Origin of the sequence: Domibacillus epiphyticus, from assembly GCF_001975785.1 — a bacterium.
GTDB classification, from domain to species: Bacteria; Bacillota; Bacilli; order Bacillales; family Domibacillaceae; genus Domibacillus; species Domibacillus epiphyticus.
The window spans coordinates 178,974-194,673 of record NZ_MSFI01000006.1 but is presented as its reverse complement, the minus strand read 5'-3'; the positions used below and the strand labels follow the sequence as shown (position 1 = coordinate 194,673).

At 41.5% G+C, this 15,700-nt stretch carries 13 protein-coding genes, 2 pseudogenes and 1 riboswitch; of the genes and pseudogenes, 4 read left to right on the top strand and 11 right to left on the bottom strand.

Features of this window, described 5'->3' with window-relative positions:
- Window positions 1-125: 125 nt before the first annotated feature.
- The 3 genes and pseudogenes from BTO28_RS04125 to BTO28_RS04115 all read right to left on the bottom strand — a co-directional run bounded on the left by BTO28_RS04125 (window position 126) and on the right by BTO28_RS04115 (window position 3,974).
- Complete coding sequence (locus BTO28_RS04125; protein WP_076764279.1) at window positions 126-1,406, bottom strand: uracil/xanthine transporter; 1,281 nt, start codon at window positions 1,404-1,406, stop codon at window positions 126-128.
- A 10-nt stretch (window positions 1,407-1,416) separates the two neighbouring features.
- Window positions 1,417-1,743 (bottom strand): YnfA family protein, encoded by a 327-nt coding sequence (locus tag BTO28_RS04120; RefSeq protein ID WP_076764277.1) that lies wholly within the window; start codon window positions 1,741-1,743, stop codon window positions 1,417-1,419.
- A 318-nt stretch (window positions 1,744-2,061) separates the two neighbouring features.
- A pseudogene (locus BTO28_RS04115) lies at window positions 2,062-3,974 on the bottom strand (methyl-accepting chemotaxis protein).
- Window positions 3,975-4,155: 181 nt separating this feature from the next.
- Window positions 4,156-4,242: riboswitch (cyclic di-GMP riboswitch) on the bottom strand.
- Window positions 4,243-4,496: 254 nt separating this feature from the next.
- Between BTO28_RS04115 and BTO28_RS17865 the strand changes: the two are divergent.
- Complete coding sequence (locus tag BTO28_RS17865; protein ID WP_158068780.1) at window positions 4,497-4,622, top strand: nuclease-related domain-containing protein; 126 nt, start codon at window positions 4,497-4,499, stop codon at window positions 4,620-4,622.
- Between the two features lie 696 nt (window positions 4,623-5,318).
- Here the strand turns inward: BTO28_RS17865 and rlmD are convergent.
- From rlmD to BTO28_RS04085, 6 genes and pseudogenes are all read right to left on the bottom strand, one after another.
- Entirely contained in the window at window positions 5,319-6,689 is a 1,371-nt protein-coding gene (gene rlmD, locus BTO28_RS04105; protein WP_233129819.1) for a 23S rRNA (uracil(1939)-C(5))-methyltransferase RlmD, read from the bottom strand.
- Between the two features lie 69 nt (window positions 6,690-6,758).
- On the bottom strand, window positions 6,759-7,514 hold the full coding sequence (gene pdaA, locus BTO28_RS04100) for a delta-lactam-biosynthetic de-N-acetylase (protein WP_076764274.1): 756 nt from the start codon (window positions 7,512-7,514) through the stop codon (window positions 6,759-6,761).
- Between the two features lie 124 nt (window positions 7,515-7,638).
- Window positions 7,639-9,180: a fumarate hydratase gene (locus BTO28_RS04095; protein ID WP_076764272.1), complete on the bottom strand. Its 1,542-nt coding sequence runs from the start codon at window positions 9,178-9,180 to the stop codon at window positions 7,639-7,641.
- A gap of 199 nt (window positions 9,181-9,379) precedes the next feature.
- Window positions 9,380-9,559 carry an SE1561 family protein gene (locus BTO28_RS04090; RefSeq protein ID WP_076764271.1) on the bottom strand — a complete coding sequence of 60 codons (180 nt, stop codon included), beginning with the start codon at window positions 9,557-9,559 and terminating at the stop codon, window positions 9,380-9,382.
- Window positions 9,560-9,787: 228 nt separating this feature from the next.
- Window positions 9,788-9,966 (bottom strand): annotated as a pseudogene (locus BTO28_RS17860) (calcium/proton exchanger); the annotation flags it as partial.
- Window positions 9,967-10,088: 122 nt separating this feature from the next.
- Complete coding sequence (locus tag BTO28_RS04085) at window positions 10,089-10,469, bottom strand: OsmC family protein (RefSeq protein ID WP_076764269.1); 381 nt, start codon at window positions 10,467-10,469, stop codon at window positions 10,089-10,091.
- 230 nt (window positions 10,470-10,699) lie between these two features.
- Between BTO28_RS04085 and BTO28_RS04080 the strand changes: the two genes are divergently transcribed.
- On the top strand, window positions 10,700-12,607 hold the full coding sequence (locus BTO28_RS04080; RefSeq protein WP_076764267.1) for a heavy metal translocating P-type ATPase: 1,908 nt from the start codon (window positions 10,700-10,702) through the stop codon (window positions 12,605-12,607).
- Between the two features lie 32 nt (window positions 12,608-12,639).
- Here BTO28_RS04080 and BTO28_RS04075 read toward each other — a convergent pair whose 3' ends face one another.
- Together BTO28_RS04075 and BTO28_RS04070 are read right to left on the bottom strand one after the other, a co-directional pair.
- Complete coding sequence (locus tag BTO28_RS04075; protein ID WP_083711291.1) at window positions 12,640-13,485, bottom strand: YihY/virulence factor BrkB family protein; 846 nt, start codon at window positions 13,483-13,485, stop codon at window positions 12,640-12,642.
- An 18-nt stretch (window positions 13,486-13,503) separates the two neighbouring features.
- Complete coding sequence (locus BTO28_RS04070) at window positions 13,504-13,854, bottom strand: hypothetical protein (protein WP_076764265.1); 351 nt, start codon at window positions 13,852-13,854, stop codon at window positions 13,504-13,506.
- Window positions 13,855-14,039: 185 nt separating this feature from the next.
- Between BTO28_RS04070 and BTO28_RS04065 the strand changes: the two genes are divergently transcribed.
- Both BTO28_RS04065 and BTO28_RS04060 read left to right on the top strand, forming a co-directional pair.
- Window positions 14,040-15,389, top strand: a complete 1,350-nt coding sequence (locus BTO28_RS04065; RefSeq protein ID WP_076764263.1) for an alanine/glycine:cation symporter family protein — start codon at window positions 14,040-14,042, stop codon at window positions 15,387-15,389.
- A gap of 78 nt (window positions 15,390-15,467) precedes the next feature.
- On the top strand, window positions 15,468-15,689 hold the full coding sequence (locus BTO28_RS04060) for a DUF1128 domain-containing protein (protein ID WP_076764262.1): 222 nt from the start codon (window positions 15,468-15,470) through the stop codon (window positions 15,687-15,689).
- The last annotated feature ends 11 nt before the right edge of the window (window positions 15,690-15,700 follow it).

The following is a 15,700-nucleotide window of genomic DNA, read 5'->3' as shown; positions in this document are numbered from 1 at the left end:
GTGAACAGATGCAAAAAACATTCATTTATCAACGACAAAATTCACCATAATCGTGGATAAACTTATACACATTCTGTGGATAACCCTGTTACTTATGGGGAAAACTCTGAAAATTTACACAACTTCTATTCATATTTATCCCATCTTACGAATTTCTCCAGTATAATCGACAAAATGACGCCCGTTACCATGCCATTTGTGAGCAGCGGCTGAAGCGTTAACGGCAAACTTCTAAATACTACTGGATCAATTGCCATAATACTAATCCCTACAAGGATGGGGACAGCAATCCGAAATATCGTGTTTGAATTAAATGATACGGCCTGTACAGATTTAAGAGCGCTGCCAAACAGCTGCAAATAGGCAACAAACAACACCGCATTTCCAACAGTAACCGGAATACCAGATAAAAAAGTGCCAGCTGCAGGAATAATACCAAGCAGACTTATTAGAAAACCGCCAATAATAAACGGCAGCCGCTCAAAAATACGCGTGCTTTCTAAAAATCCTAGTGATGATGTGTAAGGAGCGTATGGCACAAGTCCGAGCGGAGCAGAAGCAATAGTAAAAACACCTGTCAGGAAAAAGGAACGATTATACTTTTTTTCTTCTGCTTTTTCTTTATATAGTTTCGATGCAGCCTGGACTGACACAACTGTATTGCTCATGTTAATCAACCCGGTCACGAATGAAGCTATTACAATCCCCCATTGTAAATTTGGCATTCCAAGCGGAAATAGATAAAAGGAACTTGCTTGGCTAGCAGCAGCAGTTTCTCCTGGAAACAACAGCACATATATTGCCCAGCCTACTGTGATGCCAATTAAAATGGAAAAGTTGCTGATCCATTCTTTTCCTTTTATTTTCATAATGGCAACTGCGATCACTATACAAACAGAATAGAAACTAACCGCAGGATCGATTGCTCCGTCATCATTTACTTTTAACATGCCTGTAAAAAAAATAATTATTAGCTGGACAGCGAGCAGAAACAAATATACATTCGTAACCATCGGTGTAAAAACATGATTTAGCCATGTCACCCTTTTCAATAAGCCCATTACCACCATCACTACGCCTGCTGCAATAACACCTGTTGCAATCCCGCCGCCAATTACAGAATAATCCATGCCAAGTGCCGCGGCCGATGTACTTAGCGTTAAAAGAAGGCCCCACATTAAACCGGAATGCCCTTCCATTAGCGGATAACGATGACCAAACAAACCTTGGAGCGCGGATGCAATGCCTGTAAAAATGAGTGACGAACGAAGAACCATCGCTGTTTCATCTGGCGCCAGGCCAAACGCAGCACCAATTGATACCGGCACCACCACTGTATTCGCAAAGATGAAAAACATCCACTGTACAGAGGCAAAACCAGTTGTTAATACAAACAATTTATTCATTTTTCTCCCCCTACTGACGCGGCCACCATAAGATGACCGCTACACCAATCAAACAAATAATAGAACCAGCCCAGTCATATGTATCAGGCGCTTTTTTGTCGACTGCCCATCCCCACAAAATAGACAGAATGACAAACACAGCACCGTATGCAGCATACACCCGCCCAAAACTTAGGAAGTGCTGAAGTGTCGGCAGAATACCATATAAAACAAGAATCACTCCGCCAAGGGCACCGTACCACATCGGTTTTCCTTCCCGAAGCCAGAGCCAAATTAAATAACCACCGCCAATTTCAGCGAGTCCAGCGAGGATAAATAAGATAATCGCGTGCAACATTACGTTCGTTTCAACGGCACAGCCGCTTCATGTGCTGGGAGGTTGAAATTGTATGCTAAACTATTCTTTAAAATCATCTTTGCCGCTTTTACTGTGCTCATTATATTCCCGCCTTTAATTTATGAATTCAATAGCCTTTATTTTACCACAGATCATCAATCCTCATTCCAGTCTTCAATACATAAACAAAAAAGCGCTGGCGAGAGCATTTCAATCTCCTTCACCAGCGCTTTGAATATGCCATTATCAAATAAAAGTAATCCCTAAATCCAGCATAATAGTCTTCCTATTGTGGTGGAACAGTCTCTCTTCGTTCATTTAAATCTTAAACCGCTGCAGCAAGCTTTTTAATTCGTCGGCAAACTCAGCTGTCTTTTCAATGGATTCAGTGACAGCCTGAATCGACTGCAGCTGCTCTTCTGAAGAAGAAGCTACTTCATGAATGTACACAGTGGACTCAGACGACTTGCTGGAATTATTAGAGATCACTCGCTCTACTTCTTTTACTTTGTGAAGAAGGCCGTCCATTTCATTAAAAATATTCATTGATTCAGCTGAAGATTCCGCTGACGAATGATACACTCTTTGCAAATTGCCATTGACCGTTTTTAATGTGTCCATGCCTGTTCCAAACTGGCTTGTTCCCGCTTCTATTCCGGCAACTGCATTCGCCGTTTCGGTTAAAATCTCGCCAACAAGCTCAGAAATTTGCTTAGCAGAGACAGACGACTGCTCAGCCAGCTTCCTTACTTCCTCGGCTACTACCGCCCATGCTCGCCAGCTCTGGCGGCTTCAATGGAGGCATTCAATGCAAGTAAATTTGTTTGATCGGTAATCCCTTTAATCAAATCGACAATATTACCGATTTCAGATGAACGGCTGCCCAGCTTTTTCACTGTATCAGCAGAATGGAGGATGGAGGATTGGATCGATGACATTTGATTAATTAATGTCTTGATTTCTTGATTGATTTCCTCTACTTCCTCATATGCGTGCTTCATTTTCTCATATACTAATGAAGAATAGTCTTTCATGCCGGAAACCGTTTCTGTGATTTCCATAATAGATGTCAAATTTGTGTTATACCCTTGCTCCTGCTCTGTTGACAATGAGGCCGCATTTTGAACATTCCGCGTAACGTCATTTGACAGCTGAACGATTTCTTCCGCGCTTTCCGATAAATCAGACGTACGCCCTGATAACATCTCGCCTTCCTGTAAAATACTTCCAATTAATTCCTGTAAGCTATCGAGCAGCGCATTCACATTGCCTGCAAGCTGGCCAAGTTCATCCTTTCGCTTAACGTGGAGCCGCTGCGTTAAATCTCCTTCATTATTTGCCAGTTCTGCAATTTTACTGTTTATATGGGTAATCGGCTTTAGCGAGCGGCTATTTAATAAGTAGCTGATCCCAGCACTGACCGTGATAAAAAGAATCGTAAGGAGAATAAAATAATTCAGCAATGAGTTTGCATCCGCATACGCCTCACGGACGGGGACTGAAATCATAATGCCCCAGTCAGCTTCCTCTGCTTTGCTGTAGAAAACGAGGCTGTCTTTACCATCAAAAACGGTTTCAATCGTCCCTGTTTCCCCGCTCATGCTTTTCTCCACAATTTGATTCAACTCGTCATTTTGGTAATCGGCAATATTTTTTTTTAACGTGTCTTCTTTGTTTTTTCCTGCAACAATCGTGCCGTCGCTCGTGAAAACTGTGGCATAGCCGCTTTCTCCTAATTTTACGTTTGAAATAATATCAATGAGAGATTCAATTGGATAGCCGCCTGACGCCACCCCGACAATGCTGCCATTGGAGCCATACACAGGCGAAGAAGCCAGTACAATTGGCGCCCCATTTAGCTCCGGCGATTGAGAAGGAACGGGATCATACGCATTCGTTTCACCATTCATGCCATCGATAAAATGCTCATAGTCATTCACAGGAATTTTCGCATTCCCTAAATACAAAAATCCTTTTGCATCCATAAATGCAAACGCATCTGGGTTTTCCATCCTCTCCGCAATACGTGTTCCAAGAGCAGCTGCTTTGGCCGTCTCAACTAATTTCAATTCATCGGCTTCTGCAATATATTCCATTACTTCCTGTTTTCCTTCTGTCCAAATATGAATATTTCCTTTTACGGATTCCAGCTGGTCATATGCCTGATCCTGAAACTTCTCATACAGAAATTCCTTCGCCTTTAAATAGCCGATCGCTGAAATGCTTATCATGGACACAGCGAGCAGCAGGCTAATCATCAAAGTATTTTTAAAGACTATCTTCATATAGTCTTCTTCCTCCCTTTTTACTCATTTAAAAATGGCAAATAGGAGCAGGCTTATTTTCGGGCAAATGGATTTCTGCACAAAAATAAAAACATCCCACACGGAGATGCTCGACTTTCTCCTCATTTTCGGCGGCCTGGCAGCCGTAGAATCTAATTCCGTAGGCCCATAGCTTTGCGTCCTTGCATTTTCAGCAAGTTTGCCATTTCGTGTTGAGCATTACTTTTTTTTACACATTAACAATATATGAGAAAAAAGACTCACCGCCAACGGTACTTTTTACCAATAATGATCACCAAGGTAACGATGTATAAAGCTTTTTTCCCATGTAATGACGCCTGGGAAAGATAACTTTTGCAGGATTAAGGAGCATCCTCACAACTTTGTACAGATGCATACACACTGCATTATTTCCAATTTCTAGAACTGAACTTATTTTTGTTCAGTAAAAATAAAGTAACAGGAAGAGTGCCCTTTGTTACTCCTTATGGATTATTTGTAATCGAAACAAAGAATTATCAGGGAACTATTTATGGGGGAAAAGATAGAAAAAGCGGGTTGATTAATGGCAAGTTTAAAATGATGAACCCATAAATGCAGAACTATGGTCATATTCCTGTACTTAAAAACTTTATTGATTTAAAATACCGCCAATACTTTATTTCCATGGTATCATTCACAAAAGATGTACTTTTAAAATCGATGAAGAGTTACGAAAGATTAATTCCAGCGAAATTGCAGTCTATGATATTGAGCTAACTGGGTTTATTAATCGAAAAGTTTCTGTACTTAAATTACAATACAAAAATCCTATTTTAATGAAGGATGATATTGAGGAGATATACAAATCCTTTTTGAATTCCAATATTGTAGACCAATCAATTAGAAAACAACATGTAGATAGCATACAAAGAAAGCAGAACAAAGATGATAAAAAAGACTGTATCAGATAAAGCAAAATCATTCTGTTTATCTAAGAAATTCCAAGGAAAAGTTTATTGTTATGATCATCAAAAAACTTTATAAGAAAGGAAGCTGGATTACAGCTTCCCTTAATTATTACTGGAATATTTGAAGTACTCGTGCTTGATTCCCTATTATTTTCAATAAATCCTAAGGAACGAGTTATATCCTTCCAGATCTTCCCCTCTACAAAAAACACGAAAATCGACCACATAAATCCCTGCAATTGTCCTAAAACTAACATTCTTAAATTTCAAAAATGATTTTTGTCATAAGTTTCGTTAAAATCATACAGGGATAAGCCAAAATCAGGATATTATTTTGGCTTTACAATTTTCTTTTCAGGGTTACTACACACTCAACATGGGCAGTCTGCGGGAACATATCCACAGGTTGAATGCCTTCAATTTTATATTCACTGACGAGTTCAGCCAGATCTTTTGCGAGTGTTGACGGGTTGCATGAAACGTATATAAAAGTTTTCGGCTTCACTGTTTTAATCGTTTGAATGAGCTTCCGGTCAAGTCCCGTGCGGGGTGGATCTGTAACAAGTACATCTGGCGTCCATCCCTGCTGCTGCCATTTTGGGAGCCACTTTTCAGCTGGACCTGTTTCGTACTTTGCTTTAACTCCATATTTTTTTGCATTGGCACGCGCATCGGCAATCGACTCGGCCACAGTATCCATGCCGCGAACTTCAGCTGCCTTGCGTCCGATCCATAGCCCAATAGTGCCGGAACCACAATAGGCATCAGCCACTTTATCAGTAGGTGATACATTGGCCGCTTTTTTTACTTCATCATAGAGTTTTTCCGTCTGCGCCGGGTTGAGTTGAAAAAATGCACGTGCTGACAAATCATATTCAAACTCACCTAATTTTTCCGTAATCGTCTCACTGCCTGCTATCCTCTTTGTTACATCGCCAAAAACAAGGTGTGTTTTTCCTGGATTAATATTATGCATAACCGATGTCACAGCCGGTTTCCGCTTCATTAATTCAGCAGCAAACAACGATGCTTTTGGAAAATCGTTTGAGCCTGTGACGACAACTGCCTGCACTTCACCTGTTTCAAATCCTGCCCGGACCACAATCGTTTTCACACCATTTTTTGCATTTGCATTGTATACTGGAATGGCTAAATCCTTCATCAACTGCCTCACTGCTTCAATCGTTTCGTTAATGACAGGTCGATGAACGATGCATTCCTCAATATTTACAAGCCGATTTGAATTCGGAACGTACAAGCCCGCAATAATTTGTCCATCACGAGTTCCCGTTTGAAACTGGGCTTTATTTCGATAATTCCATGGATCGTCCATGCCGATTGTTTCTTTTATATTCAAGTCAGAAATGTTTAACGATGTGTAACGCTCCAGTGCCTGTACAAGGATGGAACGCTTTTCAACCAGCTGTGATTTGTAATCAAGGTGCTGAAGCTGGCATCCTCCGCACCGTTCGTAAATTGGGCAAGGGGGCGTAACGCGGTGGGGTGATTTTTTTCTGATTTTTTTGACACGAGCTTCCGTAAATTTTGACTGCACATTCGTTGCTTCTGCAGTAATTTCTTCACCTGGCAAAGCACCCGGCACAAAAACCGCTTTTCGTTTAAAGTAACCGACACCCTCGCCATTAATGCCCAGCCGTTTTATGGTAAGCGGGAACGTCTGTCCCGTTTTCATCTTGATTTCATTTTTCATCTCTGTTTTCACCTCGTCCATAACTGTATCACAGAAAGACTTTAATCAAAAGAACAGGAAAAAAGCCGGTTACTGATTACCGGCAAGTTCATCAAGTGACTTAAATGTATATCCCTGTTTTTTCAAATCACGAATAACATCAGGAAGTGCTTCTGCATTATCTCTGGACACACTATGCAGCATGATGACTGCACCTGGATGGATTTGCTCCATAATTTCATCATACGCATACTTTTTCCCTTTGGGCTGATCCGCATACCAGTCCACAAAGGCAATCGACCACATGACATGTGTATATCCTTCTTTTTGTGCCGTTTTTAACACATTTTCTGAAAAAATTCCGCGCGGCGGGCGAACATACTTCGTCTTATTTTGCTTTGTCAGCCTGGCCACTTCTTTTTCGACAAGTTTTATTTCCTCAATTACTGTACTATTAGGAACCGTTGTTAAATCATAATGATGCCATGAGTGATTACCAATAATATGGCCTTCTTTTACCATCCGCTTAATTAAATCAGATGCACTATCCACGTAATGGCCGGTCACAAAAAACGCAGCAGGAACTTTTTCTTTTTTTAGCGTGTCGAGAATGGTTTTCGTATGGCCGTTTTCGTACCCGTTATCAAACGTTAAATAAAGGACTTTGTCTTTCGGATTCCCTTTGTAATAGGAATCATATTTCTCCAGCATCTCATCTAATTTTTCCCCTGCCTGCGCCTGCATGCCTTCACTTCCCTTTTGAAATCCCCAGTGAAGGGCTTCAGATGATACCGCAATGGTTGGAAGCATAAACAGAAAAATGATAAAGAAAATAACTTGCCGCACGACTCCACCACCTTTTTTCAGTAGAATGCGCTGAATAAAAGCGGGTAATGCGTGGTAAGTTATCTCATGAAAACAGATTTGTTCTAATCAAAAAAAGTCCCGGTATTTAGCCGGGACTTCCCTATCACGCAAATACAGGCTCTTTAAATTTCGCCAGTTTTTCAAGTGATGATTTATCAACTTCTTGATGAAGACTGTTTCCATGTGAATCCATTGTCACAACCGCTGTAAAACCTTCAACTCGAAGGTGCCACATTGCTTCTGGAATTCCGAAATTCATTAAGTCCACACCTTCGACGCCCTTAATACAGTCAGCATAATATTGTGCCGCACCGCCTATTGCATTTAAATATACGCCGCCATGCTCGCCTAATGCTTTTAATGTTTTGGGACCCATTCCGCCTTTACCGATCACTGCGCGGATACCGAACCGCTTCATAATATCACCTTGATAAGGCTCCTCCCGAATCGATGTAGTTGGACCGGCTGCTTTTACGTGCCATTGTCCTTCTTCATCTTTCAGCATAACTGGGCCGCAATGGTAAATAACCTGACCGTTCAGATCAACAGGAGAATCGTTCGTGCTTAAATATTTATGAATCGCGTCACGGCCTGTATACATCATACCGTTAATTTTCACGACATCTCCAACTTTAAGGTCGCGAATTTGTTCTTCTGTAATCGGTGCCTGTAAAGTGACAACGCGGCTTTCCGATTTCACTTCCTGTTCTTCTTTTTGAGCTGTATCAAATGAAACATCTTCTCCATCCTGGTAATACCATTCACTGATTTCGCCAGTTTCCGCATTGATTGAAACACCTAAGCGGCGGTATGCCCAGCAGTTATATGCCACAGATACAAAGAAGCTTGCCGGCAGACGATTCATAACGCCTATCTTACACCCAAGAAGTGTCGTTTCACCGCCGAAGCCCATCGTTCCAATGCCGAGTTCATTTGCGTGTTCCATAACGTATTCTTCTAATTTACGTAAATCCTCATTTTCATTTACGTCATCGACACTGCGGAATAATTGTGCTTTCGCAAGATCGTAGCCTGATGAACGGTCGCCGCCGATTCCGACACCGATAAATCCAGCTGAGCAGCCCTGTCCCTGCGCCTGGTAAACGGAATGCATAATGCATTTGCGAATGCCATCAAGGTCGCGGCCTGCTTTTCCGATTCCTTCAAGCTCACATGGAAGGCTATATTGAATATTTTTATTTTCACATCCGCCGCCTTTCAAAATAAGGCGCGCGTCTATGTAATCTTCTTCCCATTGCTCAAATTTAATAACAGGAGTCCCTGGGCCAAGGTTATTGCCGCTGTTTGAACCGTCGATGGAATCAACAGAATTTGGACGAAGTTTCCCATCTTTTGTCGCCTGCTCAATCGCTGCATAAATGGCTTTTTGAATTTGGATTTGATTAGCACCGACCGGCGTTTTTATTTTAAACGTTGGCATGCCTGTATCCTGACAGATTGGCGAAATATTATCGTCTGCCATTTTAATGTTTGTCGTAATTGTATCGAGACTCATGGCTGCTCGTGTACCTGCATTTTCACGTTCTTTCGCCGCTTTAACTGCACGGCGCACATCTTTAGGAAGGTTTGTCGATGTTTCGACAACTAGCTCATACATACTTTGCTGAAACTTTTCGAGATTCATTGTGCTCCCCCTCAGGAATTCTTATGTATTAAAAATGTTTCCAATATTTTTATTATACGCCTGTACATTCTCGTTTTAAAGAAAAAAATCGCAAACGGTTTCAATAGCTCTCTTTTTCAGAAGAGAAGCCAAGATCAAATGCTTACATTACGAAAACTAATAAAACCCATTGAGAATTTTGACTCTCAATGGGTTCCAATCATCCGCGATTGCGGAACTGCTCACATTTCAATTCAATGTCATCAATCATTCCAATCAGACGATCAATGTCTTCTACATCCGTTTCTTCCGGATCAATTGAATCGAGCACTTCCATAAAAATATTTAACCGCTCTTTTAAATAAACAACTTGAGTTTCTTTGTCATTAATCGGCTTCATATGTCATCTTCCCTTCATGTACAGCAAGTAAAAACCGATTCCCATGATGAGGTATGGAGCGAGAAGTGTCAACCCTTCAAACCAGTTTGTTTCCCCGTTATTTGAAATACTGACTCCAAGAAATACAGCCGTAATCATTGAAACAAGCCTGGAATCTTAGATACAGGCGGCATTGGTGTTGAAAAAAAGGGAGATTAGAGACAAGAACTTGGCGCTATAAACATGGCGGCCTTCAACATTCAAGTTTCCAAGAACTAACACGTCAACGACGCAAGAACGGCTCCAACAAGTCCGGCTTTAAGAGCAAAGATAGAAATAATAAGTTCAACTGCATTCCCGAACGTTGCATTTAGAAGCCCTCCAACACGCGGTCCTGCGACGATCGCCAAACTTTCTGTAGCCCGCCCCTATAGTCGAAAGCGCAATGACTGCCACACTGCAAATAGCTTTCCCATCTTTCCACTATCCACGTTCAAATAACAATAATTTGTTATTACCCGCTATTTACTTTGATTACACAAAGAAAAAATTATCTTATTTCAAACGTTTCTTCCACCTCAATTGCGGGAATAACTGACTGTACCATTGCACAATTTTTGCGCGTCAACTCAAGCGCTTTTTTTACTTTTTCTTCTTTTAATCCTTTCCCTTTAATAATGAAGTGAACCGATATTTTTTCGACTCGGTTTGCCTCGTCCGGATTACGTGTCACATCTGTTTGAATTGTAATATCTTCAATATCAAGACGCTGCTTTTCAAATATTTTACGCAAAACGCCGCCGCTGCAAACTGCTATAGATGAAACAAGCAGCTGATATGGACGGAATCCGTATTGGTCATCTCCTGAAATATCGAGTTTACCAAAAGGAAATTCAGCGGTAAATCCGCCTTCTTTCATGTTAAATTCCATGTTTCACACCTCTTTCTTATTTGAAATCTATTGTAGCGAAACAGAACACTTGAGCCAAGAAAAATTACTTGCTTCTTATATTGAATGTGTTATTATAACTTTACATTATAATTATTATAAAATAAAAATTAATTTATTCTAATTGAAAAAGCTTATCATTAAAGGAATTATTAAGATCGATTATATTTTGATGGTGATCTTCATTCTCAATTAGAAGAAGGAGGTATTGTATGACTACGTACACTGAGAATACACCTATTCAATCGAGCATACTGGAAAAAATAAAACCGCATATTGAATTAATTGCAGCTCTGCTCAGCGGTGTTCTTATTTTCGCCGGCTGGATGCTCGATCAAAACAGTTCCGAAACACTGTCGGTTGCTGCTTATTTATCCGCCTTTGTCATTGGCGGATTTGCAAAAGCAAAAGAAGGAATTCAAGAAACAATTGAAAACAAGGAATTAAATGTCGAAATGCTGATGATTTTAGCTGCCGCGGGTTCTGCAGCAATCGGATATTGGACAGAAGGAGCCATGTTAATTTTTATCTTTGCCGTAAGCGGTGCACTAGAAACATATACAATGAATAAAAGCCAGAAGGAAATTTCAGCTTTAATGGAGATTCAGCCTGATACTGCACTGCTCGTTCGTGATGGCATGGAAGAAAAAGTCCATGTTTCTGAATTAAGACGAAAAGATATCATTGTCGTTAAACCCGGGGAACGCGTACCAGCTGACGGCATCCTAAAAAAAGGACAAACAACAATTGATGAAGCTGCTATTACCGGTGAATCGATTCCTGTTTCAAAAGAAGCCGGCGCTGACGTATTTGCCGGTACAGTGAACATGACCGGTTCTGTTTATATTGAAGTAACCAAAAGATCAAATGAGACATTATTCCAAAAAATAATTGATCTTGTCCAGTCTGCACAAAGTGAAAAGTCGCCGTCTCAGCAATTCATTGAAAAATTTGAAGGGACCTATGTAAAAGGCGTGCTGATTGTTGTCGCCATCATGTTGTTCCTTCCCCACTTCGCCCTCGGCTGGAGCTGGACAGAAACATTTTACAGGGCTATGGTTCTGCTCGTTGTCGCATCTCCATGCGCCCTCGTCGCATCTATTATGCCGGCGACATTGTCCGCTATCTCAAATGGAGCAAGGAACGGGATTTTGTTTAAAGGCGGTGCCCACCTTGAAAATTTAAGTCACGTCAAGGCCATCGCATTTGATAAAACAGGGACATTAACACGAGGTAAACCGGAAGTCACAGACATCGTCATCCGGGAAGGACTGAGCCGGGAATCTTTATTAAAAGCAGCGGCTTCGATTGAAAGCCGGTCCAATCACCCGCTTGCCCACGCTGTCGTCCGTTTTGTACAAAACGAACAAATCTCTTTTTCCCCTCCCGACCATCTTGAAGATGTCTCAGGCTGGGGAGTAAAAGGCACATTTGATAAAAAGGAATGGAGAATCGGGAAGGCATCCTTTGTCGGAATAGAAGAAGCGTCTGCTTTTGCTGATGGGGCTGCTTTACAGTTTGAAGAGGAAGGAAAAACGATCATATTCGTTTCGGATGATGAAGGAATTGCTGCAGTCATTGCTCTGAAAGATGTTATTCGTGATGAAACAAAACAAGCACTGAAAACATTACAGGAGGAAGGCATCTTCACAATTATGCTGACTGGAGACAGCGATAAAACAGCAAAAGCTATTGCCGCTGAAACGCCACTTGGCACTTATATAGCTGAATGCTTGCCTGAACATAAAGTAGATCACGTAAAAGACTTGCTCAAAAAATACGGCACTGTTGCAATGGTCGGGGACGGAATTAATGATGCGCCCGCTCTTGCAACGGCATCTGTTGGAATCGCCATGGGGGAAGGTTCTGATGTCGCTCTTGAAACAGCCGATATTGTCTTAATGAAAAATGATTTGCCGAAAATTGCTGAAGCGATTAAGCTTTCCCGTAAAATGCAGCGCATCGTAAAACAAAATATCATTTTCTCGATTTCGGTCATCGCTTTATTGATTATCTCAAACTTTTTTCAAGTACTGGATTTGCCGTTCGGTGTACTCGGACATGAAGGAAGCACCATTCTCGTTATTTTAAACGGCTTGCGCCTTTTAAAACGTGTATAATGAAACCCCGCTTGAATTCAAGCGGGGTTTCATTATACACTTTCTCGTTTTTGGTCATTTCGAAGCGCGTTTATTTCACCGCCGACAAGAATGATCATGGCAGATAAATAAAGCCAGATCATTAAGATAATGACGCCCCCTATACTCCCATATGTTGCAGAGTAATTTCCAAAATTGTTGACATAAAATGAAAAACCAAACGATACAATAATCCAACCGAGTGTAGCAAAAAGGGCGCCCGGTAATACGGTCACATATTTCACCTTTAAATTCGGTGCCAAATAGTACAGGCCAGCGAATACCAGAAACAGGATGACTGGCGGGAGTAAAAATCTGATCCATGTCCATATAACAACAAATTGATCGCCCATTCCGAGAAATTCAAATGCGATTTCACCAATTTGTTTACCGAACACTTGCAAAATAAGCATAACGGCGATAACGAAAATAAACGCAAATGTCAGCAAAATAGACAACCCCCTCGCGACATAGAACGCACGGGATTCTTTAACGTCATATGCATGGTTCAGTCCTTTAATGACGGCATTCATTGCGTTCGAAGCGGACCAAATCGTTCCAAGAATACCAAAAGACAATAGTCCGCCATTTTGATTGGTCGTTACTTCTTGAAGTGTGTCTTGCACCATGCTTAATGAATCTGATGGTGCAAAATCTTTAATGATCGTAAAAATTTCATTCGGATCAATTGGCAAATAACCGAGAAGCGTCACCGTAAAGATCATGAGAGGGAATAGCGCAAGCAGAAAAAAATAAGCCATCTGCGCGGCTACCCCTGGCACATCGGATGCTTTAATCCGCCTTTGCAAGTGTTTAAAGAAAATGCGAAGTTCTGCTTTTTTATCTGGATGTTCTGCCAATGCTGCTTCCCTCCAATATTATGAAGGCGACTGTGCGGAGTCTGCAGAAGCCGCCGGATTTTGTCCTTGCGGTGCAAATGTTGTTTTTGTCTCATCAACAAGGTCTTTTACTTGCGGCGTGAGGTCTTTCAAGTTGTCTACCTTGCCTTTAATAAACGAAACGTCCTCATTAATTTGCCGGGCTGTTTCAGTGGCACGGTCAATCAACTCTCTTGATGAGGCTGTCAGCTGCTCAGGATCTTTCGCAAGTGCGATTAAATATTTTGCCCATGAAGACATCTCAGACCTAGTGCTTTTGTCTAAAAGAGCAAGAGCACCTCCTGCTGCTGCACCTGCAAGTACACTGACAAAAAATTTACTTTTTCCCATTGGAATGTTCATCCTTTCTTTAACTATCTACAACATATATTCGGCTGAAGCTGCCTATTTTCCTTTTCAATGTTGAAGCTTTTCCCTTATTGTTAAATTTTGAAACACAAATCATACAAGAATTAATTTTTATAAAATCATGTCTTTTTTTGTTACACTCATGTTTCTAAAAAAGGAGGGATTTTATGGAACAAGGAACACTTTTAGAAATGCTGGGCAAGATCAGCTCCTTTATATGGGGGCCTCCGCTCTTAGTTCTTATTGTCGGTACCGGTATTTATCTTACATGGCGGATCGGTTTTCTACAAATTCGGCTTCTTCCCTATTCGTTAAAGCTTGCATTTAGTAAAAATCAGGATAAATCGTCAAAGGGAGATATTTCCCATTTCCAGGCGCTAATGACTGCGCTTGCAGCGACAGTCGGAACTGGCAATATCGTCGGTGTCGCAACAGCTGTGTTAATGGGCGGTCCCGGGGCACTGCTCTGGATGTGGCTCAGCGCTTTTTTCGGGATGGCCACGAAATATGCGGAAGCCGTGCTCGCTGTAAAGTACCGGGTACAAGATGAAGATGGTGAAATGTCCGGGGGACCGATGTATTATCTTGAACGCGGTCTCAATCAAAAATGGCTCGGCATTTTATTTGCTTTATTTGGCGCCATTGCCGCATTTGGAATCGGGAATCTTGTACAAGCAAACTCGGTAGCGGGTGTTTTGAAATCTACATTTGACGTACCAACGTGGATCACAGGAATTGTCTTAACTATTTTTACTGCACTCGTCCTTTTGGGCGGCATCAAGACGATCGGGCGTGTTACAGCTTACTTCGTTCCGATCATGGCTGTATTTTATGTCATTGCCGGCCTCATCGTGTTGCTAATAAACATAACGGACATTCCCGCCGCTATTGGTCTTATTTTGAAAGATGCGTTTACAGGAGAAGCTGTTGCCGGCGGCGCAATCGGTATTGTCATTCGGTACGGGGTCGCACGAGGTGTTTTTTCAAATGAAGCTGGTCTCGGTTCGGCTCCGATTGCCGCTGCTGCTGCAAAAACGGACATACCGGCACGACAGGCACTCGTTTCGATGACGCAAGTATTTATTGATACAATCATCATTTGTTCCGTTACTGGATTAACAATCGTTCTTGCTGGCCAATACGATTCAGGACTGGAGGCAAGCGAGCTGACAACCGTCTCATTCAGTACTTTCCTCGGTCCTGCCGGGTCATATGTTGTAGCAATAGGTTTATTGTTCTTCGCGTCATCAACGATCATTGGCTGGTCATATTACGGTGAAAAATGTTTCTCATACTTATTCAGCAAAAAAGTTGTTACGTTTTACCGGATCGCGTTCGTTCTTGCTGTTTACGTCGGCTGTGTGCAAAGCCTTGAAATCGTTTGGACATTTTCAGACATTATGAATGGTTTAATGGCGCTCCCTAACTTAATCGGGCTTCTAGGCCTTTCCGGCATTGTCGTGGCGGAAACACGGCAAGTACTGAAAAAAATACAGGAAGAAAAACGAATTGTATAATATCAGAACGGCCTTATCATATTGACAACACTATAAAAAAATGGAATGATGAATAAAAAATGAAAAAGGTGAATTACAGTGGACTTAAGTGTAAAATCAGCCGAAAACATTCAGTACATGGTCGAACAAATTACAACGAAACTTCGCATGGTCAATACAGGTGCTATCAGCCCGGAACATTTCAGCAATTCTTCTTATGACGATTTAAAAGACATTTATGAACTCGTTGCCCGCAAAAATTCCTTCAGCCCGAATGAAATGCAGGCGATCGCCGAAGAGCTTGGCAACTTGCGCAAATAAGAAAAAGGACA